Here is a 26,661-nt window from a genome sequence, read left to right on the forward strand (position 1 = left end):
GTCCTTGGGGCTGTTGGCTTTTAAAGAGGCTTTTGCAGTTCTTCAGATGAGGCCACTCCAGTGGGGTGACCAGAGGGCTGCGGCGAGAAAAAGTCCATCCACAGCCAGGGTTGTCGCCATGGCGGCTGCGGCGACTCTCCAGGCCCCATCGGGATGGTGCCAATAGCGCCGGCAGAGGTTCACGAGGACCGCTCCCGCCAACACGGTGACGCCGAGGGGAATGGGCTCCAGGACTCCGATCGCGGCTTGCTGCAGCAGGAGGGTGGCTTGATCGATGGGTGCGTTGAGCACCTCGGTCCAATGGCGCATCACGCCGGTGATGGCCATCACACCATCGGTGGCGGCGGTGCCTACAAGAGACGCCAGATAGAAGCTGGCTGCCAGGCGCCAGCGGGTGCGCAGACCGCAGAGCGCCAACGGCAGGGCAAAGGCCTCAATCGGCAAATGCCAGAGGGGGTGCAGGCGGCACCAACCCCAGAAGAGACAGCCGCCCAGCCAGCTGCCGCTGAAGCCGACCAGCAAGGTGCCGGTGGTGCTCCAGCGCTGCTGGGGGTGCTGAGAGAGGGCGATGCCCAGGAAAAGCAGGGGGGCGGTGAACAGGGCCGCACTAAAGGGGGCCAGACGCACCCAGGGGGCCTGCAGAAAGACCGGAAGGGCCACCAGCAGGCAGCCTGAGAGCCAGAGCCCCCACCCCTTGGACTCGGCGGCGCGGCTCTGCGGTGCTGCTGGGGTCAGCGTCCGGGTGGTGAGGCTGGGCTGCACCCCGAGCACAACGCCTGTAACGAAAGGTATCCAACCTTAAAGGGTGTGCGGCTTCTCAATCCCCACCCCTGCGCATAAGGTCTGGCCTGATCCTTGTTGCCCCGCCGTGACCACCCTTCCCCCCCCTGAGTCGCTGGGGGTCTTGGAGGCCTGCTGGCGCTTCTGCGTGTTGGGGGTGGTTCAGGGGCTGACCGAGTTCCTGCCCATCAGCAGCACGGCGCACCTCAAGGTGGTGCCCGTCCTGTTGGGCTGGGGAGATCCCGGAGTGGCGGTCACGGCGGTGATCCAGCTCGGCAGCATTGCCGCGGTGATTGGGTTTTTCCGCGAGGACCTCAAGCAGGTCATGGGTGCCTCGTGGCAGGCCTGGCGCAGCGGCCAGTGGACGACCCCTGAAGCGCGTCTCGGGCAGGCGATCCTCTGGGGCACCTTGCCGATCCTGGTGGCGGGCTTGGGCATCAAGCTGTTTGTGCCCAACTTCGATGAATCCCCCCTGCGCAGCCTGAGGTCGATCGGGGTGGTCTCCATCGTGATGGGCCTCCTGCTCGGGCTGGCTGAGCGCTGGGGCAGCCGGCGCCGGGTGCTCTCGGATGTGGTGGTGCGGGATGGCTGGCTGGTGGGCGTGGCGCAAACCCTGGCCTTGATCCCCGGGGTCTCCCGATCAGGCAGCACCCTGACGGCCGCCCTCTTCGATGGCTGGAAACGCTCGGAGGCGGCCCGCTTTTCGTTTCTCTTGGGGATCCCCGCCATCAGCCTGGCCGGCTTGGTGGAGCTGAAGGACGCGTTTTCGGCCCCAGCCGCCGGTGGCGCGTTGCCGTTGCTGGTCGGGATCGTCTCGTCGGCCCTGGTCTCCTGGCTGGCGATTGCCTGGCTACTGCGCTTTTTGCAGAACCACAGCACCTGGTGGTTTGTGGGGTACCGGGTCTTTTTTGGCTTGGGCGTGATTCTGTGGGCGGCCCGCAGCGTCGCTTGATCCGCCTGCGACGCAAACTGAAGACAGTGAAGCCGTAGCGGTCGGTGTGGAATGAGCCTTCGGCTGGGGTCGTCCTTGCCGATACAGAAGGAGAGGTCCGGTTGCCCGCACCGGCTGTCGTCGATCGGGTGGAAGCGGATTCGATCGGGGATGAGTTGGGCATTCAGCCGGGGGATCGCCTGCTGAGCGTCAATGGGGTGCGCCCGAGGGATCTGATCGACCTTCAGTTCTTGGTTGGGGAGGAGGAGCTCTGCCTGGAGGTCCAGGACCCCGATGGCACGGTGCATCAAGTGGAGCTGGAAAAAGATGCCGATGAAGGTCTTGGTCTGGCCTTCACCGAAGCGCTCTTCGATGGCCTGAAGCAGTGCAATAACCATTGCCCGTTCTGCTTTATCGATCAGCAGCCTCCGGGGCACCGCCGCAGCTTGTACGTCAAAGACGACGACTACCGCCTGAGTTTTTTGTATGGCTCCTATCTCACCCTGACCAACCTCTCGGCAGCGGACTGGGAGCGCATCGAGCAGCAGCGCCTCTCCCCTCTATTTGTCTCGGTCCATGCCACCAACCCGGATCTGCGCTCCCGGTTGTTGGTGAATCCCCGGGCGGCATTGCTGCTGGAGCAGTTGGCCTGGTTCCAGGAACGTCAGCTGCAGATTCATGCCCAGGTGGTGGTTTGCCCTGGCCTGAATGACGGTGAGGCCCTGGAGCAGACCCTGAAGGACCTCTCGGGGTTTGCTGGTGGGGACTGGCCTGCGGTGCTCTCCGCCGCGGTGGTGCCGGTGGGCTTGACCCGCTATCGCCCCGATGGGGATGGCTTGGTGCCGGTGGATCGGGCCTGCGCCCAGCGGGTGATTGCCCAGGTGGAGCCCTTGCAGGACGGCTTCCGCGAGCAGTTCGGCAGCCGTTTCGCTTGGCTCTCAGATGAGTGGTATCTGATGGCCGGCTATCCGCTGCCGGATCGGGCGGAGTACGAGGACCTGCCCCAGGAGGGCAATGGTGTGGGGAGTATCCGCTCCTTCCTGGAGGCGATGGATGAGGCCACCTCGGATCTCCCTGCTGCGCTGGCCACGCCTCGGCGGGTGAGTTGGGTCGTGGGGCTGTTGGTGGCGGAGGCCCTGCAGCCAGCGGTGGATCGCCTGAACCAGGTGGACGGCTTGGAGGTGCTGCTGCATGGTTTGCCCAGTCCCTATTGGGGGCAAGACCAGGTGGTGACCGGCCTGCTGACGGGCTCCGATCTGCTCGAAGGCTTGGCGGGCGCTGACTTGGGGGATGAATTGCTGCTGCCGGCGGTGATGTTGCGCCAGGGGGAACCGGTTTTCTTGGACGACCAACCCTTCGATGCCGTTGCAGCGCAACTGAAGGCTCCGGTGCGCCTCGTTCATGGGGCGGATGACATCGTGGCAGCGTGCTTGGGCGAATCAACATTCGGTCATTAAGGTTTGGTCAGCATTTATTCGTAGAGAGCTCGGTGGGTCGCCTCGTTCACGCAGTTGTTGCGGCCACTGGAGTTGCGCTGTCTGGTTTTCCGGCTGTCGTCGTTGCCGCGGAACCGCAAGCCGCGCCCAAACCCAAGCTCGAGCTGATTGATCCACCGCCGGTTCCGCTGCCGTCGGCCTTCAGCACCAAGGGCCAGCGCCCCAAGTCCAACCCCAAGGTGTTGCCTCCGGCCGCCACGAAGCTGGATCCGGCCCTGCAGCGCCTGGCAGCTCCGGCGACCTTGGCCCTGCCGGACAAGACCGACCAGATCAAGATCGTCGAATTCCGTCCGCTCTCCTTGCTGGACGTCGAGAACCTCGCTGAAGTCAATAACCCCAACCTCAAGGCGGTCGCCAGCCGGGTGGATCAGGCCCAGAGCAACTTGAGGGCCACGATTGCGGCTTGGTACCCGAGCTTTGATTTCACGACGGGCAATCAGTTCCCGTCTTGGACCTACGGCCGTCAGTACAACTATTTGAACTCCATCGGTTCAACGACGGAAGGCGGCAACACCCAGACCAACCGTTGGGCGGCGACAGCCAACCTCGGCTTCAACTGGGATCTGATCAATCCCCAGCGGGTCCCCCAGGTCAGCGCGGCCCGTGATGCCTTCGAGCAGGCCAAGAACACCTATCTGATCGCGCTGCGAGACCTGCGCCTGCAGGCCTCGCAGGCCTATTTCTCGCTCCAACTCAGCGATGACAATGTGCGCGTTGGTCAGACCTCTGTGCAGGCCTCGTTGGTCAGCCTGAGGGATGCCCGCGCCCGCTACCAGGCCGGTGTGGCCACCAAGCTGGAAGTCCTCGAGGCGGAGACCCAGCTCGCCCGTGACCAAAACATCCTGACGGAGGCCCTCGCCGAGCAGGCAAATGCAAGGCGGGATCTGGCCCGACTGCTGGATCTTCCCCAGAACATCACACCGACGGCCAAGCAGCCCTTGCGCCCCCTTGGCGTTTGGCTCCCTTCGCTTGAGGAGAGCATCTTGGGGGCCTATGCCTTTCGCGAAGAGCTGGACAACGCGCTGCTGGATATCTCGGTCTCCAACAGCAACGCCAATGCCTCCTTGGGTGCGGTTCAGCCGTTCTTGAGCATCATCAACAACTTCGTGACGGGCCGAACCTTTGGTTACGCCGGTCTGAATGCCAATACAGAGGCAGGCTTCGGCATTAGCTCCGGTCAAACCTGGGCGACGGACAACACGGTCGGCTTGAACCTGCGCTGGTCGATCTTTGATGGCGGCCGGGCCCGGGCGCAGTACCGCCAGTCCAAGCAGCAGGCTCAAGAGAACGCCTTCCGCTTTGCCGACACCCGTGATCAGGTGCGCTTCCAGGTGGAGCAGAGCTTCAACAACCTGCGGGCCGATACCCGCACGATCCAGACGACATCGCGGGAGGTGCTCTCCGCTCGTGAATCGCTTCGCCTGGCCCGCCTGCGTTTCCAGGCCGGTGTGACCACCCAGCGGGAAGTTGTGGACAACCAGCGGGACTTGACCCAGGCCCAGCTGCGCTACGCCCGAGCTCTTGCTGACTACAACAACGGTCTGTCGGAGTTGCGCCGCCGTACCGGTCTCGATCAGATCGCGGTCTGCGAGCCGCCGAAGATGACGGCTATTAAGCCCCTGCAGGACGAGAACTACAACGTGCCCGTTCCCCCGGAGCCCCTGCCTCCGGCCTGCAGTGCGCCCATTCCGTCCACGAAGAGCTAGGTCTCGAGTCCGACTAACGTCAGCGACCAGCTGAGCGACTGCAGCTGTCTCTTCCTCTTCCTCTTCCTCGTCTGATCCGTCTGGGGTTGTTCCAGGGGTGCCTGGGCTGTCTGGCGGTGATCTTTGTCGGGATGCTGAACCGGGTGATGCTCACGGAGTTGGGCTTCCCGGGTTTGCTCGTCGGTGGGGCCCTGGCCCTGGAACAAGTCGTGGCCCCGGCCCGGATCCTGTTCGGTCAAATATCCGATAGCCGTCCCTGGGTGGGGCGCCACCGGACGCCCTACATCTGGCTGGGCTCGGCCCTCTTTTGCAGCCTGGCGGTGCTTCTGATTCCGCTGATCTTCCGGCTGCATGCGGCCTTTGGCTCCGGAGACGCCGGCGCGATCACGGCCGGCATTGCCGCCATCTGTGGGGTGGTGGCTTGCTATGGCCTGGCGGTCTCCTTGGCCACGACCCCCTATTTGGCGCTGGTGATTGACCTGACCAGCGAGGAGGAGCGCCCCCGAGCGGTGGGCCTGATCTGGTGCTTGCTCACGGTCGGCATCGTGGTGGGGGCGATTGCCACCAGCATTTGCCTCAAGGGTCTGGACGGGGTGAGCGATCCAGCCCTGCTGGAGCCCGCGCTGTTCCAGTTCTTGGCGCGTGTGGCCGTGGTGGTTTTTGCCCTAACCGTTTTCGCCACGTGGGGCATCGAGCCCCACGCCAGCGAACGCGCCATTAGCCGCTCGGAGGACCGGGAAGACGCGATCACCCTTGGGGATGCCTGGCGCTTGATCACCTGCAGCCGTCAGGTGCTGGTGTTTTTCTGCTTCCTGCTGGCCTTCACCCTGGCGGTGTTCCTGCAGGACCCGATCCTGGAGAGTTACGGCGCCGAGGTCTTCGGCCTGCCGATTGCGGCGACGGCTTCGTTGAGCGCCGTTTGGGGGGTGGGAACCCTGCTCGGTCTTCTGGTTGCGGGCCTCTGGTTGGTTCCCAAGCTTGGGAAGTTCACGGCAGCACGCTTGGGCTGTCAGTTGATCCTGTTGTCCTTGCTGCTCTTGGCGGCGGTGGGGGTCTTGGCCGATCCCAATGCATTGCGGATCGTGCTGTTTCTGTTTGGACTGGCGACAGGGATCGGAACCAATGCCACCTTGGTTTTGATGCTGGACCTCACCCTTCCTGCCGTCGCTGGCACCTTCGTTGGTGTCTGGGGGCTCGCCCAGGCCTACTCAAGGGCGTTGGGCAAGGTCATGGGTGGTGGATTGCTGGATGCCGCGCGTTGGCTGCTGCCCGATGCGCCAGCCCATGCGGCCTATGGCCTGGTGTTGGTGTTTGAGGCGGCCATTGCGGTCCTGGCTCTGGTGCTCTTGACCCGGGTCAGCCTGAAGCAATTCCGGGCGGATACAGCCAGCAATCTCGATCGTGTTCTCGCCGCGGAGCTGGGGTGACGATGCTTTCTCTTGCAATGCCCGAAGGGTTGGAGCGGCTCGGTGCGCTGCTCGATGAGGTGGCCGAGCGGCAACGCCAGGACTTTGGTCAGCTCGATTCCGAGGCGAAGGCGGACGGCAGTTTGATTACCGCCTGTGACCGTTGGAGCGACGCCACCTTGGTCAAGGGGCTGGCTGAGCTCTACCCCGGAGAAGGGGTTTTGAGTGAAGAAGGCAGCCAGCGGGTTCCGACCACCGAGGCCTATTGGGTGGTGGATCCCCTGGATGGGACGACGAACTTCGCGGCGGGGATTCCCTATTGGGCGATTTCCCTGGCTCGCTTTGAGAATGGCGTGCCAGTGCTGGCGGTTTTAGATGTTCCGCCGTTGCGTCAACGGATCGTGGCCATCAGAGGCGGTGGTGCCTGGCGGAAGGACAAAAAATTGGGAGCTCCGTCGGCTCGCAACCAAGTGGCGGGCTGCGCGTCGCTCTGTAGTCGCTCGATCGGGGTGCTGCAGAAGCTTCCGAATCAGCGCTTCCCCGGAAAGATTCGTCTGCTGGGGGTGGCCAGCTTGAACCTGGTGAGTGTGGGGATGGGCCAGACCATCTCCGCTTTGGAGGCCACACCGAAGATTTGGGACTTGGCGGCGGCCTGGCTGGTGCTCCAGGAACTGAACTGCCCGATGGATTGGTTGGTGCGCGATCCGGGGCAGTTGGAGCCGGGTGAGGACCTCAGTGAGGCCAACTTCCCAGTGTTGGCAGCTCGCAACGAGGAGACCCTGGCGCGCTTTAAGCCCTGGGCGGACGCGTTGGTCGGCCGAGCTTGACCCCAGAGGGGCCGATGGTGTTATGGTTATGTGCTGCGAGCAAACCGAAAGGCGAGTGAGCAGCGAACTGGAACCCGAGGTGACTTGGTGATGTAGGTTCGATCGGCGGCAGCGATGCCGCTGGTGAACTGAAAGCCGAGGGAACTCGGTGATGTAAGTTCAACAAGCGGTCGCGAGGCCGCGGACCGAGAGCCCGAAAGACCTGAGAGGGTCGAGCTGAGAAGCGTGTGGCGATCGGAGCACCTGGACAACTGAACGTTTAGGAACTGACGCTTTCACTGCGTTAGTCGCGAGCTGAGGCTGAGAGGCTGAGGTGAGTGGTTAACGAAGATGCAGTGAGGGTGTGAGGTCCCGTCAAAAGTTTTTTAGTTGTGGAAGCTTGTTGCTTGCACGATCTGTCGACTCTCACGGTTGACGGTTGTGTCGGTGTGCAGCAAGTGGAGCAACGACCGGATCTGAGATCCTGGAAAGTCTGAACGAAAGAGATTTTGTTTTGCACTCTTTGAACGCTTCTGTCAGAGGAAGTGGCATCAACTGCGACCGTGCGCCAGCGCGAGTTGTGGGTGAGGCAAGTCAAATTGAGATCACGAAAGTGATCAATAGGATTTGATCTACAACGGAGAGTTTGATCCTGGCTCAGGATGAACGCTGGCGGCGTGCTTAACACATGCAAGTCGAACGAACCTTCGGGTTAGTGGCGGACGGGTGAGTAACGCGTGAGAATCTGCCCTCAGGAGGGGGATAACGGTTGGAAACGACCGCTAATACCCCATATGCCGAGAGGTGAAATGAATTTCGCCTGAGGATGAGCTCGCGTCTGATTAGTTAGTTGGTGGGGTAATGGCCTACCAAGACATCGATCAGTAGCTGGTCTGAGAGGATGATCAGCCACACTGGGACTGAGACACGGCCCAGACTCCTACGGGAGGCAGCAGTGGGGAATTTTCCGCAATGGGCGAAAGCCTGACGGAGCAACGCCGCGTGAGGGATGAAGGCCTCTGGGCTGTAAACCTCTTTTATCAAGGAAGAAGATCTGACGGTACTTGATGAATAAGCCACGGCTAATTCCGTGCCAGCAGCCGCGGTAATACGGGAGTGGCAAGCGTTATCCGGAATTATTGGGCGTAAAGCGTCCGCAGGCGGTCTGTCAAGTCTGCTGTTAAAGCGTGGAGCTTAACTCCATTTCGGCAGTGGAAACTGACAGACTAGAGTGTGGTAGGGGCAGAGGGAATTCCCGGTGTAGCGGTGAAATGCGTAGATATCGGGAAGAACACCAGTGGCGAAGGCGCTCTGCTGGGCCATAACTGACGCTCATGGACGAAAGCCAGGGGAGCGAAAGGGATTAGATACCCCTGTAGTCCTGGCCGTAAACGATGAACACTAGGTGTCGGGGGAATCGACCCCCTCGGTGTCGTAGCCAACGCGTTAAGTGTTCCGCCTGGGGAGTACGCACGCAAGTGTGAAACTCAAAGGAATTGACGGGGGCCCGCACAAGCGGTGGAGTATGTGGTTTAATTCGATGCAACGCGAAGAACCTTACCAGGGTTTGACATCCTGCGAATCTCTTGGAAACGAGAGAGTGCCTTCGGGAACGCAGTGACAGGTGGTGCATGGCTGTCGTCAGCTCGTGTCGTGAGATGTTGGGTTAAGTCCCGCAACGAGCGCAACCCACGTCGTTAGTTGCCAGCATTTAGTTGGGCACTCTAGCGAGACCGCCGGTGATAAACCGGAGGAAGGTGTGGATGACGTCAAGTCATCATGCCCCTTACATCCTGGGCTACACACGTACTACAATGCTACGGACAAAGGGCAGCAAACTCGCGAGAGCTAGCAAATCCCATAAACCGTGGCTCAGTTCAGATCGTAGGCTGCAACTCGCCTACGTGAAGGAGGAATCGCTAGTAATCGCAGGTCAGCATACTGCGGTGAATACGTTCCCGGGCCTTGTACACACCGCCCGTCACACCATGGAAGTTGGCCACGCCCGAAGCCGTTACTCCAACCCTTGTGGAGGAGGACGTCGAAGGTGGGGCTGATGACTGGGGTGAAGTCGTAACAAGGTAGCCGTACCGGAAGGTGCGGCTGGATCACCTCCTAACAGGGAGACAAACAACGATTTTGATGCCTGAGTACTTTTATTCTTAGGCCGAAATCCTGTCACCTTAGGTCGATCGGTACCTCAACTTCAATCCTGTGAGTCGTAAGGCTGCACAACGATTGATTTTTAGTTCCTAAACGTTGTCTAGGTCACCCCATAGAGGGTTCACTTCCTGGGCCATTAGCTCAGGTGGTTAGAGCGCACCCCTGATAAGGGTGAGGTCCCTGGTTCAAGTCCAGGATGGCCCATTCCAAAATCCAGTTTTGGATCATTTGGGGGTTTAGCTCAGTTGGTAGAGCGCCTGCTTTGCAAGCAGGATGTCAGCGGTTCGAGTCCGCTAACCTCCACTAACATATCTGAACTCCTAAGCCAGGAAGAGCTTCTGAGTTGGTGACTAGACGTTGTTCGCAGAGAATCCACTGGTTGAACCAGATGTATTCAGCCTCAGCTCATTGCTGATTCATGATTGAGTCAAGATTGAGCTGATGCTGAATTCACTCTCGAAAGAGAGAGGATTTAGCAGAACCTTGACAACTGCATAGGTGAGTCTGGAAAGACAAAAGCATCTCATAGAGATCAGAGCATTGTTCACCGCAAGGTGAATGGTGACCTGATAATTCTATTTTTGAGAGCCGAGACCTTCTAGCGTTCTTCCCAATCCGCCGAGGAGCGGGGAGTTTGATCCTTTTTTCTAACTGATCGAGAAGCAGAGCAATCTGATCTTTGGTTAAGAGAAAACTGAGAGAATGGGCCTCAACAGCCTGAAGCGTTAGGAGGATTAATTGGTCAAGCTACAAAGGGCTCACGGTGGATACCTTGGCACACAGAGGCGATGAAGGACGTGTTTACCTGCGATAAGTCTCGGGGAGCTGGAAAAACGCTTTGATCCGGGAATTTCCGAATGGGGCAACCCCTAGAACGGCCAGCTGAATCTATAGGCTGGCGCGAGCCAACCCAGCGAACTGAAACATCTTAGTAGCTGGAGGAAAGGAAAGTAAAAACGACTCCCTAAGTAGCGGCGAGCGAACGGGGAAGAGCCTAAACCGATAGTTTCGACTATCGGGGTTGTGGGACAGCAACGTGTATCAGGGAGGTTAGAAGAAGCGTTTGAATGGCGCGCCACAGAGGGTGAAAGCCCCGTATTCGAAAACTGAACTGAGCTAGCTGTATCCCGAGTAGCACGGAGCACGTGGAATTCCGTGTGAATCAGCGAGGACCACCTCGTAAGGCTAAGTACTCCTGTGTGACCGATAGCGCAACAGTACCGCGAGGGAAAGGTGAAAAGAACCCCGGGAGGGGAGTGAAATAGAACATGAAACCGTGAGCTTACAAGCAATGGGAGCCCTACTCATAGGGTGACCGTGTGCCTGTTGAAGAATGAGCCGGCGACTTATAGGCACTGGCAGGTTAAACCGGAAATGGTGGAGCCATAGCGAAAGCGAGTCTGAATAGGGCGATTGTCGGTGTTTATAGACCCGAACCCGGGTGATCTAACCATGGCCAGGATGAAGCTTGGGTGATACCAAGTGGAGGTCCGAACCGACTGATGTTGAAAAATCAGCGGATGAGCTGTGGTTAGGGGTGAAATGCCAATCGAACCCGGAGCTAGCTGGTTCTCCCCGAAATACGTTGAGGCGTAGCGTCTAGTGCTCCAGCAGGGGGGTAAAGCCACCGTTTCGGTGCGGGCTGCGAGAGCGGTACCAAATCGAGACGAACTCTGAATACCCTGTGTGTAACTAGGCAGTCAGACTGTGGGGGATAAGCTCCATGGTCGAAAGGGAAACAGCCCAGACCGCCAGCTAAGGTCCCCAAATCAACACTAAGTGATAAAGGAGGTGGGATTGCCGAGACAACCAGGAGGTTTGCCTAGAAGCAGCCATCCTCAAAGGAGTGCGTAATAGCTCACTGGTCGAGCGATCCTGCGCCGAAAATGAACGGGGCTAAGTGTTGTACCGAAGCTGCGGATTAAACTTGTTTAATGGTAGGGGAGCGTTCTATGTGGGGTGAAGCGTTAGCGTAAGCGGGCGTGGACTGCATAGAAGTGAGAATGTCGGCTTGAGTAGCGAAAAAATGGGTGAGAATCCCATTCCCCGAAACCCTAAGGGTTCCTCCGGCAGGCTCGTCCGCGGAGGGTTAGTCAGGACCTAAGGCGAGGCCGAAAGGCGTAGTCGATGGATAACAGGTCAACATTCCTGTACTGATCATGTTTTGGGAAGGAGGACGGAGAAGGCTAGCCAATCCGGATGTTGGTTACCGGTCCAAGCGTTCGAGGCGTTGAGAGCTGGCGAAAACAGCTTGAGCTGAGGCGTGAGTGCGAGCTGCTACGGCAGCGAAGTTGGTGACGTCAAGCTTCCAAGAAAAGCCCTATACCCGTTAAGGCATGATTACCTGTACCCGAAACCGACACAGGTGGGGTGGTAGAGAATACCGAGGGGCGCGAGGTAACTCTCTCTAAGGAACTCGGCAAAATGACCCCGTAACTTCGGGAGAAGGGGTGCCAGCGCGAGCTGGTCGCAGTGAATAGGCCCAGGCGACTGTTTACCAAAAACACAGGTCTCCGCTAAGTCGCAAGACGATGTATGGGGGCTGACGCCTGCCCAGTGCCGGAAGGTTAAAGAAGTTGGTCAGCGCAAGCGAAGCTAACGACTGAAGCCCCGGTGAACGGCGGCCGTAACTATAACGGTCCTAAGGTAGCGAAATTCCTTGTCGGGTAAGTTCCGACCCGCACGAAAGGCGTAACGATCTGGGCGCTGTCTCGGAGAGAGGCTCGGCGAAATAGAATTGTCTGTGAAGATGCGGACTACGTGCACCCGGACAGAAAGACCCTATGAAGCTTTACTGTAGCTTGGTATTGTGCTCGGGCTCGCAATGCGCAGGATAGGTGGGAGGCTTTGATCCATTGCTTGTGGGTGATGGTGAGCCACTGGTGAGATACCACTCTTTGCGAGCTAGGGTTCTAACGGTTACCCGTTATCCGGGAACCGGACAGTATCTGGTGGGCAGTTTGACTGGGGCGGTCGCCTCCTAAAAGGTAACGGAGGCGCGCAAAGGTTCCCTCAGGCTGGTTGGAAATCAGCCGACGAGTGCAAAAGCAGAAGGGAGCTTGACTGTGAGACCTACAAGTCGAACAGGTACGAAAGTAGGCTTTAGTGATCCGACGGTTCTGAGTGGAAGGGCCGTCGCTCAACGGATAAAAGTTACTCTAGGGATAACAGGCTGATCTCCCCCAAGAGTTCACATCGACGGGGAGGTTTGGCACCTCGATGTCGGCTCATCGCAACCTGGGGCTGAAGTCGGTCCCAAGGGTTGGGCTGTTCGCCCATTAAAGCGGTACGCGAGCTGGGTTCAGAACGTCGTGAGACAGTTCGGTCCATATCCGGTGCATGCGCAGGAATATTGAGAGGATTTCTCCCTAGTACGAGAGGACCGGGAGGAACGCACCTCTGGTGTACCAGTTATCGTGCCAACGGTAAACGCTGGGTAGCCATGTGCGGAGTGGATAACCGCTGAAAGCATCTAAGTGGGAAGCCCACCTCAAGATGAGTATTCCCATGGCTTAAGCCAGTAAGGTCACGGGCAGAACACCCGTTGATAGGCTCTATGTGGAAGCGCAGTAATGCGTGAAGCAGAGGAGTACTAATAGACCGAGGGCTTGACCAAATCTCATCTCTCAAAACACAATGATCGCAAGGTCAATGTGGAGAGCTTTTGAATTACAGAGCGACAACCTCAAGCAAGCGAAAGCAAGCATGAGAGTTGTTCGTAACCTATGCAGTTCTCAGGGTTCACCTGAGAGCGAATATCTATCCTGGTGTCCATGGCGCAGTGGAACCACTCCGATCCATCTCGAACTCGGCTGTGAAACGCTGTAGCGCCGACGATATTTGGGGGGTAGCCCCCTGAGAAAATAGGTCGATGCCAGGTAAAACATTCGCTCCACTAACTCAATCCATGCCGCTCTCTTCTGAAGATGAGAGCCATGGGTTGAGGCGAGAAAGCCACCCCTTAAGGGTGGCTTTTTTGTTGGCTTGAAATAACCAGGTGAGTATCCAAGCTGAGCCCCCTCGCCTCAAGACTTTGATCCCTTAGTGCTGCGGTTGTGCGGCTCGAGGAAGAGCCGCTCACCCCAAGATCTCAACCTCGGCGCATCCACCAAGAAAGAGAAAGCCGCTGGAGCACGGGACCCAGCGGCTTTTTGACTCCAATCAGGACATTCAGATTGCCGCGTAATCAGGAGCGATGCACGTGCACCTGCTTCCAGTTGCCATCCAGCTTTTGCCAGATGCGTGTTTCGCAGCAGCGGGCCGTCACGGGATCTCCGTTTACCAGCTTTTGCGTGAGGCGCGTATAGCTCACCACGACGGAATCGTCACTCAGCCAACGCAGGTGTGGACGCGCCATGGTCACGTTGACCGCAGGTGCCGGCTGGCTGGAGTCTCCGGGAAGTTCGAAGTAGTAGCGATGGAAGGGAAGACCTTCAACGAGGTGGCCTTCGCTCTCGGCTTCAAAGCAGCTGACATCGTGCGCGCAGACGGCCGAGTAGGCCTGCCAATCCCCGGAGGCCACGCTGCTGAGCATGGCCTGATTGAGTTTCAGGATCTCTAGATCGCGCTCGCTAAAAGCCATCTCGAGGATTCAGGCTGCTGTAATCGCTAATCTTCGCAAAGCGTCCGGCTTCGCGGGCTGGGTTGCCTTCTCGATCGCTGAACAGGGTCTTCATCCCGGCTATATCCGCCGCTTCCAGTTCCTGGAGGGAGTCACTGATGAAGAGCACATTCGCTGGAGTTGTCTGCATCTCCGTGGCGATCGTCAGATAACTCTCCTCTGCTTGTTTGGGGCCCGTCTTGGTGTCAAACCAGTGGGTAAAGAGCCCGGTTAAATCTCCCTCGTGGCAGTGGCCATATAGCAATTGCTGGGCTGGAACAGACCCTGATGAATACACCGCCAATGTGAATCCATCGTCACGCCACCGCCGTAGGGCTCTTGGAACATCGGTAAATAAGGGTGCGATTAATTCCCCTGAGGCGTAGCCGGATCGCCAAATGCGTCCTTGGAGATCTTTCAGGGGCGTCAACTTGATGTCCCGTCCAATCAGTTGCCTGAGGTAAGCGCTCAGAGCTTGCACGGAGAGCGTCGAAGCGGCGTCCTGTTGCTGCAGTAGTCCTTTCGCCTCTGGATGGGAGTCCTCTCGCCACGCGACCTCCACATCCCGCATCAGCTTCGCGATGTCGACGTTCCCCTGATGCGCTTCCAGGTAAGGCTCAAGCGATGCGCGCGCATAGGGGAAGAGCACCTCAGAGACAAAGCTCACCGGGCACGTTGTTCCCTCGATGTCCAGCAGGACGTGGGTAATGCTCATCGCTTATTTGGCCTGGATGGACTCCAGCAGAAGTTGGCGCCAGCGTTGCTCGAGGAGGAACTCCAGGATTTCCAGGTGACGCATCGCGCTGCCCAGGTTGCGGCCCCAGGCGTACAGGCCATGGCCGGCGATCAGCAGACCATGGGGAGCATCCCTCAAGAGCGGTCTGGCTTGGGCGGAGAGTTCTGCGAGGTTCTGGTTGTTGGCCAGAACGGGCACATTCACGGAGCAGTCGTGGGTCTTGATGCCGTCGAGGCCCTTCAACATCTCTAGGCCGCTCAACTCCAGGCCTCCCTGACGGCAGGCCCACTGGGATAACAGCGTCCCGGCCTGGGAATGGGTGTGCAGGACTGCGCCGGCTCCGCAGGTTTTCACGATTTCCAGGTGCAGGGCCGTCTCGGCGCTGGCCTTCCCGTTGCCCAAGACCACGTGGCCTTCCCGGTTCACCTGTATCAGGTCGATGGTGGCGACTGATCCCTTATGGACGCCGCTTGGGGCCATCAACAGCCGGATCGGGTCGGCCTCGAGAACGCAGCTGAAATTGCCTCCGGTCCCGTCACACCAGCCCCGGCGATGGATCTCCCCCATGGCCCCGCATAACGCCTTCGCGAGGGCCGTCGTGTTGGCATCGGGTATCGGCACGTCCAACTCAGGGGGTCTTCCCACCCTGGCAGGAGGGGCACCAGTGGCTGCTGCGGCCGCCCAACTTGTCACGTCGGATGGGTGTCCCGCAGATCCGGCAGGGGTCACCCGTGCGCCGGTAGACCCAGGCCGCATTGCCGTAGTTCCCGTTTGTGCCGGTCAAGTCCCGGAAATCACTGAAGGTGGTCCCGCCGGCACCGATGCTCGTCGTCAGCACCTCCACGAGGGCCTCATGGAGGCGCTCGAGTTGCTTTGGCTTCAGGGCTCCAGCCCGTTCTTCGGGAGCAATGCGGCTCATGAAGAGGGATTCATCCGCGTAGATGTTCCCCACGCCGGCCACCAGGGCTTGATCGAGCAGCGCCGTCTTGATCGCACGGCTCGATCCCTTGAGCTTCCCGTGCAGGTATTGGGGGGTGAACGCCGCGCTGAACGGTTCCGGTCCCAGGCGCTTCAGGCCGGTCATCACCGACTCCAGCGGTTCCCCGGGGGGGACCCACCACATCTCACCGAAGCTGCGCAGGTCGACAAAGCGCAGCTCCTGGCCCTGGGGATTCCAGAACCGCACCCGCGTGTGGCTGCAGGGATCCTTCGGGCTCTCCATCCAAAGGAATTGCCCGGTCATCCGCAGATGGACGCCCCAATGGCCGGCCTCTGCCCCGGATCGCGTCAGCCGGGCCATCAAATATTTGCCCCGGCGCATCCACTGCTCCACGCTGCAGCCCTCCAGGGCCGAGCAGAACTGCTCCGGGACGGGCGGTGAGGCAATGGCCCGAGCCCGCAAGACCTCAACCCGCTCGATTGTGAAGCCCTGGGTCTGGCGTTCCAGGCCCCGCCGCACCGTTTCCACTTCGGGGAGCTCTGGCACCCGTCGCCCCTGGAGAGATCAGGGCCACAGACTGCCATGGAGCCCGAGACAGCAAAAATCCCCGACCTGCTGCCAGGCCGGGGATCGCTTGGAGAACGTGATCCGTTGGATCAGGCCTTCTCGAGTTCGCTCTCGGCGAAGTTATTGGTGTTGATGCCGCCTTCGGAGCCGCTGACGCCGTTGTAGTTCACCTTCTCGAAGCGCACCACGACGGGGTAACGGATGCCGGAGGTGTCGATGGAGGCAACGGTGCCCACATCGTTGAACCAGTAGGACTCAGGACGCTTAATGCGCACCTTGTCACCGCGGGAGATGGCCATCGCTGCGCTGTAAAGGGGTGGCTGTCATTGGGAATTTACCCGTAGCGGGAGTCCTGGAAGCTGGCCCGTCACGAAACGTGGCACCATCGATCTCCATCGAGCGTTTCCCTATGGCCGAGGCCCCCTCCTTCAGCCTCGACTTGCCAGATCCCGAGAGCGAAAGCATCAGCTCGATGGAGTTCATGGCTCGGATCGAGGAGGCCTGGGCGGTCTGCGACCGGTTCGACCTGCAGACCGAGATCTGGCGCGGCCGGATCCTCGGCAGCGTCCGGGACCGCGAACGCCGCGGTGGCGATGCCCGCGGCGGCGGTTTCCTGCAGTGGTTGCGCGAGCAGGAGATCAGTAAGACCCGGGCCTATGCCCTGATCCAATTGGCGGAATCCGCTGATCAGATGCTTGGCGAGGGGGTTCTGGAGGAGACCAGCGTCAACAACTTCTCCAAGCGGGCCTTCATGGAGACAGCCCAGTCGGACCCCGAGGTGCAGCTCATGATCGGCGAGGCCGCCAATGACGGTCAGCAGATCACCCGCAAACAGGTTCGCCAGCTCACCGACGAGTTCACCGCCGCCACGAGTCCCCTTCTGCCGGAGGAGATTCGGCAACGCACCGCCGAGAACCTGCTGCCGCCGAAGGCCGTCGCGCCTCTCGTGAAGGAGCTCGCCAAGCTCCCCGACGAGCAGCAGGAGGATCTCCGCAAAGTCCTGCGGGATGAACCCGAGCTTGAGCGGGTCAAGGACGTCACCAGCACGGCCCGTTGGCTCAGCAAAGCCTCCGAAGCCGGTCTGGCCGTTCGCGCCTTCCAGCAGGGTGAGCTGGATCTGGACAAGGCCATGCAGGAGGCCCTCCGCCTGGACGCCTTGGGGCTGCTTTCAGATGCCGTCGGCCAAGCCCAAGCTTTGGAATCGGCCGTCCTCAAGCTCCATACCAGCTGGCGCCGACTCAATGGCTTGCAGGAGCGTCTCTGGGTGGAGAGCGGCAGCAGTACGCCCCACCTGCGGGAGCTACTGACGGCTCTGCAAACCCTCAGTGGCAACACCATGCGGGTCTCCCTCGGTGAGCTCGCAGGCGGCAAGCGGGTGCGGCTCCAGTTGGTTGAGGAAGCCCCCGATCAGCTCGATGCTCCGACCATTGCGGTGATGGCCCAGGCCGGCTGAGATCCGGTTGATGAGCGATCCCCTCGACTCCGCCCTGCAGGAGCACTTCGGTTGGTCGGCCTTTCGTCCCGGCCAACGTCCCGTCATCGAAGCGATGCTCGGTGGCCAGGACTGCCTCGCCGTGCTCCCGACGGGGGCGGGGAAATCGCTTTGCTATCAGCTGCCCGCCTTGGTCCGTGAGGGCCTCGTGCTGGTCATCTCACCGCTGGTGGCCTTGATGGAGGACCAGGTGCAGCACCTCCAGCGCCGCGGGATTCCGGCGGCCTGCCTGCACCGGGGCTTGGATGCCGAGCGCCGGCGGGACCTGCTGAAGCGAGTCCGCAGTAACCGGCTGCGCCTGCTCTACCTGGCCCCGGAGCGCCTCCAGGTCGAGGCCACCCGGCGCTTGCTCGAAGAGATCCACGAGGAGGGGAAGTTGGTCGGACTGGCCATCGACGAGGCCCATTGCATCAGCGCCTGGGGCCATGACTTCCGTCCGGACTACCGCCGCTTGGGGCAGTTGCGCCGTCTCTGTCCTGGGGTGCCCGTCGTGGCTCTCAGTGCCACAGCGGCGCCTCGGGTCCGCGCCGATCTGATCCGTCTCTTGGAGCTTCGGCGCCCGCTCATTCAGGTGCGCTCCGCCCGGCGGGACAACCTCTCCTATGTGATGCGCCGCCGTCCCAAGGACCCCTTGCCCCAGGTCCTCAAGGCGGTCGAGGAGGCCCGCGGGGCCGTCTTGATCTATGCCCGTACTCGGCGCTCCGTGGAGAGCTGGGCTAAGCGCTTGAGCGACAACGGGGTTGAGGCCATCGCTTATCACGCCGGCATGGATCCGGAGAGTCGTGCCTTGGCTCTGACCCATTTCCAGGAGCACGAGATGCCGGTCCTGGTGGCCACGGTGGCCTTTGGCATGGGGGTGGATCGACCCGATGTGGGTCTCGTCTTGCACCTCGATCTCCCCTCCAGCGCCGAGGGCTATCTCCAGGAGTCGGGCCGCGCTGGGCGGGATGGTCTCCCGGCCCGCTGCCTGGTCCTCTTCCATCCCGATGACCGCTCCAGCCTGGCTTGGGCCATCCGCTCCTCAGCCGAGGAATCCGGTGACCCCCAGGACCGCACACGGGCGGAACTCTCCCAGCAGCAGCTGCGGCGGATGGAGGCGGTTGCCGAGGGTGCCGGTTGCCGCGAGCAGGCCCTCTTGCTTTCTGTGGGTGAGCTCGTGTCCCCCTGCGGTCGTTGCGATCGCTGTAGCCAGAGCCCCCGCTGGACGGACTGGTCCGATCAAGCGTCCCAAGTGCTCGAACAGCTGGATCAGCGCAGTGGCGTTGACCTGCGCAGCTTGGGTGAGGACCTGGCCAAGGCGGAAGGGGATGAGGTGGACCAGTGGCGTTGGTTGGCGCGGCGTCTGGTGCAGGAGGACCTCATCAGCGAGAGCGATGACGGCAGTCAGCGCCTCTGGCTCAGACCCGCGGGCCGCCGTTTTCTGCGGCAGCCCTGGACGTTGAAGTTGGCGGCCTGATCAGCCGGGCTTGGCCCGGCAGAGATCGGTGATCAGCTTCTGCTCAAAGTCGCTCTGGGGGGCATCCCAGGTCTTCCAGGCCCCGGACTGGCCGGTGGCGTTCAGGCGCTTGGCGTTGCAGTTGATTGCCAGGTACAGGGGTTGCCCTTCGCTGTTCAGGCTCGGCGCCACGTAGCTGCCGCCCATGGACTGCCAATTGGCCCAATCCACCTGAAGGGGGCCATAGCTGCGCCAGTCCGGAGTGCTGCCGGCTGCGGTGTTGCTCGAGGGCTCCGCTTTCGCCACGACTGCCTTCGTGACGGCGGGCTTGGGATCCTCTCGCTTGGCGACTTCCGCCTTGGCGGGCTCAGGCTTCTTCTCAGGCTGGACAGTCGCGGTCGTGGAGGTCGTCGTTGCCGCGACCGTGGTGGCCACGGAGGGCTTGATGGCGACTTCGGTCTTCGTAATTGTGGGCTCCGCTTGTTTCACGGGAGTCGTGGCGGCCACCACGGCGGGCTTGGGCTTTGGCTTCGGTTTGGCCGCCACGGTCACCGCCGGCTTGGGCTTGGGCTTCGCCGCGACGGGTTGGGGCTTCGGCTTGGGCTTGCTGGTGCTGCGCAGGACCAGGGTGCTGCCGGCCATGACCTGGTTGGGGTTGCTGATGCCATTGATGGCAATCAGGCGCTGCATCGAAACGCCGTAGCGGTCGGAGATTGTCGAGAGGCTTTCACCCGGCTGGACCTGGTGGGTCTTGGCGTTCTTGTTCACGGCCACCCGTGGGCGGGCGCTGGCACCCGGCACTTGGATGCGGCTGCCGGCCCAGAGGTCATTGGCGTCCCGAAGGCCATTCAGGCGAACGAGGCGATCGACGCTCGTGCCATAGCGGTCCGCGATTTCCGAGAGGGTCTCACCCGCTTTGACGGTGTAGTTGCCCGAGCCGCTACCGCTGTAGACGTTGCCGGGCACCTTGATGCGGCTGCCCGCCAAGAGGTCATTGGCATCTCGCAGACCGTTCATCTCCATCAGCCGATTGACCGACGTCCCGTAGCGATCGGCGATTTCGGAGAGGGTCTCACCGCGCTTGACCACCACCTCGCCGGCAACCCCCGGAAGGGGGAGCAGAAGGGCCAGGGCTAAGGCAGCTGCAGTGCGGCGGCGCATTGGGTTAAACAACGGTCGACTGGGCGCACCATACGGGGCCTGGAGGCGGGCGCCAGTCCCTCTCCCATAAGGCATGGAAATAGCTTCAGCCCAGCAGTCGACGCATCAAGGGGAGACGTCCGGCGTAGGGGGGGTAGCGGAAGGGCAAATCCAGGGCAAAGGGGCGTCGCAGAACGCTGCGGCGGTGGGAAAAGGTTTCGAATCCCGCTTGGCCGTGATAAGCCCCCATGCCGCTGGCACCGACCCCTCCGAAGGGGAGTTCGGGAACCCCGACCTGCATCACGACATCGTTGAAGCAGACCCCACCGGAGCTGGTCTGCCGGAGCACGGTTTCCTGGTGCTGCATTGAGCGGCTGAAGAGATAGAGCGCGAGGGGTTTGGGACGTTGGTTGATCCACTGGATCGCCTGCTGCACGTCATCCACCTCCAGCACCGGCAGCAGCGGCCCGAAGAGCTCCTCCTGCATCAGTGGGTCCTCGGGATCACGGACCGCGATCACGGTCGGGGCGATGCGCCTCCGCTCTGGGTCGCAGCTTCCCCCCAGCAGGATCTGACCCCGCTCTCGGGCTTGCTCCAGGAGTCCACTGAGCCGCTGGTATTGGGCGGCATTGACGATGGAGGCCAGGTCGCTGGAGTGCAGAGGCTCCTCCCCAAAGCACGCCGTGATGCGCTCCCCCAGGGCCTGGACCAAGGCCGCGCGGATGCTGCGCTCCACCAGGAGATAGTCCGGGGCGATGCAGGTCTGACCGGCATTGAGGCACTTGCCCCAGACCAGTCGGCGGCTGGTGACCTCAAGGTCCGCATCGCTGAGGACCACCGCCGGGCTCTTGCCGCCGAGCTCCAGGGTCACCGGGGTCAGGTGCTGCGCGGCGGCAGCCATCACGACCTTGCCGATGCGCTCACCACCGGTGAAAAAGATGTGGTCAAACCGCTCAGCCAGCAGGGCTTGGGCGGTGTTCCCATCCCCTTGCACGACTTGGACGATCTCCGGCGGGAAGGCCTGCGTGATCAACGCGCTGATCAACGCGGCCGTAGCTAGGGCGTGCTCAGAGGGTTTGAGGATCGCGGTATTCCCGGCTGCCAGAGCGCTCACGAGGGGCTGAAGTGCCAGGTGGAACGGGTAATTCCAGGGGCCAATGATCAGGACACAGCCCAAGGGCTCGGCGATGACCTCAGCCCGTCCCGGCCGTTGGCTCACGGGCACGCTGACCGTCTTGGGGGCCATCCAGCGCCGCAGTCGCTTGCGGCAGAGGTTGATCTCCTGGCGCACCGCGACGACCTCGAAGTAGGCCTCCACATCGGGCTTGCCCAGGTCGCTGGCCAGGGCGGCTAGCACGGCATCACTGTTGGCGCTGAGGGCGGCTTCGAGCCGATCGAGCTGCTCCAGGCGCCATTGCAGGGGTCGGCTCGTGCCGTCGCTGATCAGCTGACGCATCGCGGCGATGGGGGCACTCAGCTGGAGCACGGGACAAGAGAAGCGCTTGGTCACCCTATGGACCGCAGCGGAACCCCCGTGGTCAGGACTTCTCCAGGAAGCCCTTGCTTGGGGTCTTCTCTGCGGTGGTTGTGGTCACCGGAGGGCCTGAAACCTTGGCTTCGATCCAGCGGGAGAAGACATAGATGCCGATGAACATCGGCACGTAAATCACGCCAGCGCTGCGCTGGTCCAAATCCAACTGGCTGACCACGGCGACGCCAGCGCTGCTCAGCGCGAAGTAGATCAAGACTCGGCGCAGAGCGAGCGACTTCAGCATCCGTTGGAGGGCTGTGGGGTCTTCAGCATTTCACGCGCGCGGATTGCTAGGGCTCCCCTGGTCCACAAAACCCGTGTGTTTTCTTCCCTGTGCTCCCTCTGATTGCAAGAGGATTTCACTCAATCAAGGCTTTGTGATTACTAGGCGCAAAAACTGCCGTCTTCTCGGGAAGACGGCAGGTGAGTCAACGGAGGACCAAGACGATTTGGGAGCCGGAAGATGTAGCCCTGAGCGATGAATCCATTTGTCCCCTTAACAGGCACAAAAAAACCGGCTCGAAAGCCGGTGGGATGACAAGTCTGGTGCCGCTTGACTTGTCGGTGTTTTGGAAGCCCTTGACGAGACTTGAACTCGTGACCTCTCCCTTACCAAGGGAGTGCTCTACCGCTGAGCTACAAGGGCATGTGGAAGGTGGGCCGGGTTGGATTTGAACCAACGTAGGCAGAGCCAGCGGATTTACAGTCCGCCCCCATTAACCACTCGGGCACCGACCCGAACCACACCTCAAGAACTTACCAGCCGGTGGGGCCCCTCTAGGCACTCTCCCTACGATCGCCGCAGTGGACCTTGACCTTGGCCGGCTCCGATGCACCTGCTGTTGCTGAACGGCCCCAACCTCAACCTGTTGGGGCAGCGCGAGCCGGGGCTCTACGGCGCCGACACCTTGGAGGCCATCGAGCAGCGCCTGAGCGCTGAAGCCGGCGATCTGGGCGTTGCGCTCACCTGCTTCCAGAGCAACCACGAAGGGGCCCTTGTCGACCGGATCCATCAGGCCCGCGGCCAGGTGGATGGAATCTTGATCAACGCCGGGGCCTTCACCCACACCTCCGTTGCCCTGCGGGACGCTCTGCTGGGGGTCGCGATTCCCTATGTGGAGCTTCACCTGAGCAACGTCCATGCCCGCGAGGCCTTCCGGCATCACTCCTATCTGGCGGATCAGGCGCTAGGGGTGATCAGCGGCTTTGGTCCCGCCAGCTACTCCTTGGCGCTGCAGGGTTTGGTGACCAAGTTGCGGACCGTGTCATGACGGTGGTCCTTCAGAGCCAGACGGCACGGGTGAAATGGTTGGCGGCCCCGAGTTCCCAGGCTTGGTTGGAGCAGGCCGTGGCACGCCCGGATTTGGTCTTGATCGATCACGCCCACTGCGAGCGCAAGGCGGCCGGGGTGGCCGTGCAGTTGATGTTTCGCTACCCCTCCGATGAGCAATTGGGGGAGCAGCTCAGCGCCCTGGCCCGCGAAGAGTTGGAGCACTTTGAGCAGGTCCTGGCCCTGTTGCAGCGCCGCGGCATTCCCTTGAAGACGCTGCCGGCCCCCGCCTATGGCTCCAGCCTGATGGCGCAGGTCCGCAAGGCCGAACCGCAACGGATGCTCGACACCTTCTTGGTGGCGGGCTTGATCGAGGCCCGCAGCCATGAGCGCATGGCCCTGTTGGCGGCCCAGAGCCCGGACCCCGAACTTCAGGCGCTGTACGGCGAGCTGCTCGCCAGTGAGGCGCGGCACTTCGGCCTGTATTGGGTGCTGTGCGAGCAGCGTTTCGGTCGCGAGGTCACCGTGGAGCGGCTTCAGGAGTTGGCGGCTGTCGAAGCCGAGGCCCTGAGTGGCAGCTTGGAGCGTCCCGACCTGGTGCGGATGCACTCGGTGGGAATCGGGATCTAGCTCAGGCGGGGGAAGCGATCCGCGATTGGGTCGCCGCTGAATTGCGCGACCCAACCTTCGGGGTTGTCGAAGAAGCGAATGGCGCAGAAGGAGGGTTCGGCGCCCATGTCGAACCAGTGCTTGGTGCCGGCGGGAACGCTGATCCAGTCATCGGCTTCGCAGAGCACCTGCAGGACTTCCTCGCCGAGATGCAGGCAGAACAGCCCGCGACCTTCGACGAAAAAGCGCACCTCGTCTTCGGCGTGGGTGTGCTCTGAGAGGAACTTCTGGCGGAGTGCTTCGCGATCGGGGTGATCCGGGGTCATCCGGATGGCATCGACGGTGGGATAGCTGCCGCGCGCTTGCACCGCCTGGATCTCTTGGGCATAGGCGGCGAGGACCGCATCGGGGCCGGCTCCGGCGGGGATCTCGGCGCGGGCTGGCCAGCGCTCAAAGCCGATGCCGCGTTCGGCGAGTTCAGCGGCAATGACGGTTGGATCGTTGGTGGTCAGCTTGGGCAGCTGCGCGGCCTCGCCCGTGGCGTCGAACACCTGCAGGTCGCTCATCGCTCATCCCGCTGAGTGGCATCAGCCTAGAAAGGGGCCGACTGAGCCCCCTGTCCATGCGCCCCAGCCCTGCCGCGGCAGTCACCCTGGTGGGGGTTGGTCCCGGTGCCCCCAACCTGTTGACCCTGGCGGCGGTTCAGGCCATCGAGTCCGCGGACGTTGTCGCCTATCCGGTCGCGCGCGCCGACGCCGAGGGCATGGCGGCGCAGATTGCCGCGCCGTGGATCACGGCGGAACAGCGGCGTCTGCCCCTGCTCTTCCCAATGGTGGCTGAGGCCGAGCCGCGGCAGCAGGCCTGGCGTGAGGCCGCCGATGCCCTGGCGGCCGAGGCGGAGCGGGGGCTGGCGGTGGTCTTGCTCTGCGAGGGGGATGCCTCCCTGTTCGCGAGCTGCTCCTACGCCCTGTTGGCCTTGGCCGATCGCCATCCCTCGGTTCCGGTGGCCGTCATTCCAGGCATCACGGCCGCGGCTGCGGCCGCGGCGGCCGCTTCCGGTCAGGGCCTGCCCTGGCCCCTGGCCCTGCAGCAGGAGGGGCTGTTGATTCGACCCACTCCCGAGACCCCCGCTGAGCTCGAGGCTTTGCTGGATTGGGCCGCTGCTCAACAGGCGGTGTTGGCGTTGCTGAAGTTGGGCCGCCGCTGGCGCTGGGTGCAGCCGCAGCTGGAGCGGCGCGGACTGCTTGGCAGCAGCCTGTTCGCCCAACGGGTGGGCTGGCCCGATCAGCTCTTGGCCCGCGCGGATGCGATCACGGCCGATGAGCAGCCTTACTTTTCACTCCTGCTGATCCGTCAGGGTTGGCCTGAGGTTCTGCCCTGAATGCCATGAGCACCATCGACTGGTTCGCCCTGCTGCACCCGGTGCTGGTGATCCTCTTCGTCTATCCCTTGATGGGGGCGACGGTGCGCCTGGGGTTGCTCGTGCGCGAGAAGCGCCTGGGGATCACCAAACAGCCCGAGCCGGTGCCCCAGGAGCACGCGGACCATGGCCTCTGGCTGACGGTGGGCGTGATCGTTGCCGTGCTGATTGCCCTGGTCTATTCCTTCAGCAAGGCCTACCTGGAGGCCGGCGCGGACTTCAGCGGCGGCGTCAGTCGTTTGGCGCTGTTGCTGTTGGTCTCGGCCGGGTCCTTGGTGGCCCTGGCGGCGCTCCTGCGGGTGCGTCGCGCCCTGTGGCGAGCCATCTTTGCGCTGCTCTGCTGGGCCGGCGTTCTGGGTTTGGGCAGTCAGCCTGAGATCTGGCGGCTCTCGGACAACCCCTTCAGCGCTGGCTTCTGGAGCTCCCACTATTGGGCCGGGGTGCTCCTGAGCGGCCTGATGCTGTTCACCCTCTCGGCGCGGCCTGAGATCAAGCGCATCCCTCGGCTGCGGCAGCTGCACATCAGCGCCAACGTGCTGATCCTCCTGTTGTTTGCCGTCCAAGGGGTGAGCGGCACCCGCGACTTCTTGCAGATCGGCGGCCACTAGGCCGAGAGAGCCGCGGCGGTGCGATCCAGCAGCGCCACCGCTTCGGCAGGGGTCGGTGCGCGCATCAGGGCGTGACGCAGCTGGGGTGCTCCGGTGAAGCCGTTGCAGGTCCAGCCCATGTGTTTGCGGGCAATGAGGAGTCCGTGGTCGCCTTTGGCTGCCACGAGGGCTTCCAGCTGTTCTTTGGCCAGCAGCACCCGCTCGAGTGGTGTGGGCTCCTCGGGGATCGACCGGCCGCTGAGGGCCGCATCGATCTGGCCCACCAGCCAAGGGGCCCCCATGCTGCCCCGGCCCACCATCACCCCATCGGCTCCCGTTTGCTCCAGGCAGCGCAGGGCATCGGCGGCGGAATTGACATCGCCATTGGCGATGACCGGGATCGCGAGGGCCCGTTTGACCGCGGCGATGGCCTCCCAATCCGCGCTTCCTTTAAAGGCCTGCTCGCGGGTGCGCCCATGGAGGGTGAGCAATTGGGCCCCGGCGTTCTCGAGCTGCCGGCACCAGGCCACCGGGTTCAGGTCGCTGCCGCACCAGCCCAGCCGGGTCTTCACGGTGACCGGGATCGAGACCGCCGCTGCGACCGTCTCCACAATCCGGCTGGCCAGGTCGGGCTCGCGGATCAGTCCGCTGCCACCACCTTTTTTGGCGATCTTTTTGACCGGGCAGCCCATGTTGATGTCGATCAGGAAAGCCCCGGCGGCTTCCGCCCTGCGGGCGGCATCGGCCATGGATTGCGGCCGGTAATCAAACAGCTGCACCCCGATCGGACCCTGTTCGAGGGCGAGCTCCTCTACCTTTTGCAGGCCATGGCCCAGCTCCAGGCTGGTGGCGTTGACCATCTCGGTGAACAGCAGGGCATCGGGGGCCCAGCGGCGCACCAGACCCCGGAAGATCCGATCACTCACCCCGGCGAGCGGCGACTGCAGGGCGCGGCAGCGCAGCTCCCGCGCTGCCCCACGGCCGGGGAGTTGGAGCGGAGCGCTGGAGAGGGTGGGCGTGATCATGGTGATCCGATTCTCGGACTC

General features: G+C 62.0%; 22 protein-coding genes, 4 tRNA genes and 3 rRNA genes. 16 read left to right on the forward strand and 13 right to left on the reverse strand.

Annotated elements, in window-relative coordinates; all coding sequences use genetic code 11:
• Window positions 1-42 precede the first annotated feature (42 nt).
• On the reverse strand, window positions 43-771 hold the full coding sequence (locus H0O22_RS12145) for a DUF3120 domain-containing protein (protein WP_185186891.1): 729 nt from the start codon (window positions 769-771) through the stop codon (window positions 43-45).
• Window positions 772-868: 97 nt separating this feature from the next.
• On the opposite strand from H0O22_RS12145, the gene H0O22_RS12150 reads away from it, so the two are divergent.
• From H0O22_RS12150 to rrf, 10 genes are all read left to right on the forward strand, one after another.
• A complete protein-coding gene (locus tag H0O22_RS12150) occupies window positions 869-1,732 on the forward strand; it encodes an undecaprenyl-diphosphate phosphatase (RefSeq protein ID WP_185186892.1) in 864 nt (287 codons plus the stop codon).
• A 44-nt stretch (window positions 1,733-1,776) separates the two neighbouring features.
• Window positions 1,777-3,168, forward strand: a complete 1,392-nt coding sequence (locus H0O22_RS12155) for a TIGR03279 family radical SAM protein (RefSeq protein ID WP_185186893.1) — start codon at window positions 1,777-1,779, stop codon at window positions 3,166-3,168.
• 32 nt (window positions 3,169-3,200) lie between these two features.
• On the forward strand, window positions 3,201-4,913 hold the full coding sequence (locus H0O22_RS12160; protein WP_185186894.1) for a TolC family protein: 1,713 nt from the start codon (window positions 3,201-3,203) through the stop codon (window positions 4,911-4,913).
• Between the two features lie 86 nt (window positions 4,914-4,999).
• A complete protein-coding gene (locus H0O22_RS12165; protein ID WP_370521450.1) occupies window positions 5,000-6,340 on the forward strand; it encodes a BCD family MFS transporter in 1,341 nt (446 codons plus the stop codon).
• Window positions 6,341-6,342: 2 nt separating this feature from the next.
• Window positions 6,343-7,146 (forward strand): inositol monophosphatase family protein, encoded by an 804-nt coding sequence (locus H0O22_RS12170; RefSeq protein ID WP_185186895.1) that lies wholly within the window; start codon window positions 6,343-6,345, stop codon window positions 7,144-7,146.
• A gap of 613 nt (window positions 7,147-7,759) precedes the next feature.
• Window positions 7,760-9,244: ribosomal RNA gene (locus tag H0O22_RS12175) — 16S ribosomal RNA — on the forward strand.
• A gap of 174 nt (window positions 9,245-9,418) precedes the next feature.
• Window positions 9,419-9,492, forward strand: a tRNA-Ile gene (locus H0O22_RS12180).
• Between the two features lie 26 nt (window positions 9,493-9,518).
• Window positions 9,519-9,591: transfer RNA gene (locus H0O22_RS12185), tRNA-Ala, on the forward strand.
• Window positions 9,592-10,028: 437 nt separating this feature from the next.
• Window positions 10,029-12,904 (forward strand): 23S ribosomal RNA (locus H0O22_RS12190).
• 147 nt (window positions 12,905-13,051) lie between these two features.
• Window positions 13,052-13,168: ribosomal RNA gene (gene rrf / locus H0O22_RS12195) — 5S ribosomal RNA — on the forward strand.
• The 16S, 23S and 5S rRNA genes sit together here with 2 tRNA genes alongside, the layout of an rRNA operon.
• A gap of 306 nt (window positions 13,169-13,474) precedes the next feature.
• On the opposite strand, the gene H0O22_RS12200 is transcribed toward rrf, so the two are convergent.
• The 5 genes from H0O22_RS12200 to H0O22_RS12220 form a co-directional block, all read right to left on the reverse strand.
• Window positions 13,475-13,870 (reverse strand): nuclear transport factor 2 family protein, encoded by a 396-nt coding sequence (locus H0O22_RS12200; RefSeq protein ID WP_185186896.1) that lies wholly within the window; start codon window positions 13,868-13,870, stop codon window positions 13,475-13,477.
• On the reverse strand, window positions 13,860-14,603 hold the full coding sequence (mtnC, locus tag H0O22_RS12205; protein WP_185186897.1) for an acireductone synthase: 744 nt from the start codon (window positions 14,601-14,603) through the stop codon (window positions 13,860-13,862). The genes H0O22_RS12200 and mtnC overlap by 11 nt, the downstream gene beginning before the upstream one ends.
• 3 nt (window positions 14,604-14,606) lie before the next feature.
• Complete coding sequence (mtnB, locus tag H0O22_RS12210) at window positions 14,607-15,239, reverse strand: methylthioribulose 1-phosphate dehydratase (protein ID WP_185188433.1); 633 nt, start codon at window positions 15,237-15,239, stop codon at window positions 14,607-14,609.
• 13 nt (window positions 15,240-15,252) lie between these two features.
• Complete coding sequence (locus H0O22_RS12215) at window positions 15,253-16,110, reverse strand: DNA-formamidopyrimidine glycosylase (protein ID WP_185186898.1); 858 nt, start codon at window positions 16,108-16,110, stop codon at window positions 15,253-15,255.
• Between the two features lie 110 nt (window positions 16,111-16,220).
• A complete protein-coding gene (locus H0O22_RS12220; protein ID WP_010315087.1) occupies window positions 16,221-16,430 on the reverse strand; it encodes a photosystem I reaction center subunit IV in 210 nt (69 codons plus the stop codon).
• Between the two features lie 110 nt (window positions 16,431-16,540).
• On the opposite strand from H0O22_RS12220, the gene H0O22_RS12225 reads away from it, so the two are divergent.
• The gene (locus tag H0O22_RS12225; RefSeq protein ID WP_185186899.1) at window positions 16,541-17,584 is read left to right on the forward strand and encodes a hypothetical protein; all 1,044 of its coding nucleotides are present in this window, start codon (window positions 16,541-16,543) and stop codon (window positions 17,582-17,584) included.
• Between the two features lie 10 nt (window positions 17,585-17,594).
• The gene (locus H0O22_RS12230) at window positions 17,595-19,079 is read left to right on the forward strand and encodes an ATP-dependent DNA helicase RecQ (RefSeq protein ID WP_185186900.1); all 1,485 of its coding nucleotides are present in this window, start codon (window positions 17,595-17,597) and stop codon (window positions 19,077-19,079) included.
• Here H0O22_RS12230 and H0O22_RS12235 read toward each other — a convergent pair whose 3' ends face one another.
• The 5 genes from H0O22_RS12235 to H0O22_RS12255 all read right to left on the reverse strand — a co-directional run bounded on the left by H0O22_RS12235 (window position 19,080) and on the right by H0O22_RS12255 (window position 22,467).
• Entirely contained in the window at window positions 19,080-20,219 is a 1,140-nt protein-coding gene (locus H0O22_RS12235; RefSeq protein WP_185186901.1) for a LysM peptidoglycan-binding domain-containing protein, read from the reverse strand.
• 85 nt (window positions 20,220-20,304) lie between these two features.
• Entirely contained in the window at window positions 20,305-21,684 is a 1,380-nt protein-coding gene (locus H0O22_RS12240; RefSeq protein WP_370521451.1) for an aldehyde dehydrogenase family protein, read from the reverse strand.
• A gap of 52 nt (window positions 21,685-21,736) precedes the next feature.
• On the reverse strand, window positions 21,737-21,973 hold the full coding sequence (locus tag H0O22_RS12245; RefSeq protein ID WP_185186902.1) for a hypothetical protein: 237 nt from the start codon (window positions 21,971-21,973) through the stop codon (window positions 21,737-21,739).
• Window positions 21,974-22,303: 330 nt separating this feature from the next.
• Window positions 22,304-22,375, reverse strand: a tRNA-Thr gene (locus tag H0O22_RS12250).
• Between the two features lie 10 nt (window positions 22,376-22,385).
• A tRNA-Tyr gene (locus H0O22_RS12255) sits at window positions 22,386-22,467 on the reverse strand.
• 92 nt (window positions 22,468-22,559) lie between these two features.
• On the opposite strand from H0O22_RS12255, the gene aroQ reads away from it, so the two are divergent.
• Together aroQ and H0O22_RS12265 are read left to right on the forward strand one after the other, a co-directional pair.
• On the forward strand, window positions 22,560-23,000 hold the full coding sequence (gene aroQ / locus H0O22_RS12260; protein ID WP_185186903.1) for a type II 3-dehydroquinate dehydratase: 441 nt from the start codon (window positions 22,560-22,562) through the stop codon (window positions 22,998-23,000).
• Window positions 22,997-23,629, forward strand: a complete 633-nt coding sequence (locus H0O22_RS12265; protein WP_185186904.1) for a tRNA-(ms[2]io[6]A)-hydroxylase — start codon at window positions 22,997-22,999, stop codon at window positions 23,627-23,629. Before aroQ ends, H0O22_RS12265 begins: the two co-directional genes overlap by 4 nt.
• Here the strand turns inward: H0O22_RS12265 and H0O22_RS12270 are convergent.
• A complete protein-coding gene (locus tag H0O22_RS12270; protein WP_185186905.1) occupies window positions 23,626-24,174 on the reverse strand; it encodes an acireductone dioxygenase in 549 nt (182 codons plus the stop codon). The two genes, H0O22_RS12265 and H0O22_RS12270, sit on opposite strands and share 4 nt — an antisense overlap.
• Before the next feature lie 56 nt (window positions 24,175-24,230).
• Here H0O22_RS12270 and H0O22_RS12275 point away from each other — a divergent pair, with 56 nt between their 5' ends.
• Both H0O22_RS12275 and H0O22_RS12280 read left to right on the forward strand, forming a co-directional pair.
• The gene (locus H0O22_RS12275) at window positions 24,231-24,989 is read left to right on the forward strand and encodes a precorrin-2 C(20)-methyltransferase (RefSeq protein ID WP_185186906.1); all 759 of its coding nucleotides are present in this window, start codon (window positions 24,231-24,233) and stop codon (window positions 24,987-24,989) included.
• Between the two features lie 5 nt (window positions 24,990-24,994).
• Window positions 24,995-25,636, forward strand: coding sequence for a DUF4079 domain-containing protein (locus tag H0O22_RS12280; RefSeq protein WP_185186907.1), 642 nt, complete (start codon window positions 24,995-24,997; stop codon window positions 25,634-25,636).
• On the opposite strand, the gene dusB is transcribed toward H0O22_RS12280, so the two are convergent.
• Window positions 25,633-26,640 carry a tRNA dihydrouridine synthase DusB gene (dusB, locus tag H0O22_RS12285; protein WP_185186908.1) on the reverse strand — a complete coding sequence of 336 codons (1,008 nt, stop codon included), beginning with the start codon at window positions 26,638-26,640 and terminating at the stop codon, window positions 25,633-25,635. The two genes, H0O22_RS12280 and dusB, sit on opposite strands and share 4 nt — an antisense overlap.
• Between the last annotated feature and the right edge of the window lie 21 nt (window positions 26,641-26,661).

Source organism: Synechococcus sp. LTW-R (assembly GCF_014217875.1).
GTDB lineage: Bacteria > Cyanobacteriota > Cyanobacteriia > PCC-6307 > Cyanobiaceae > Vulcanococcus.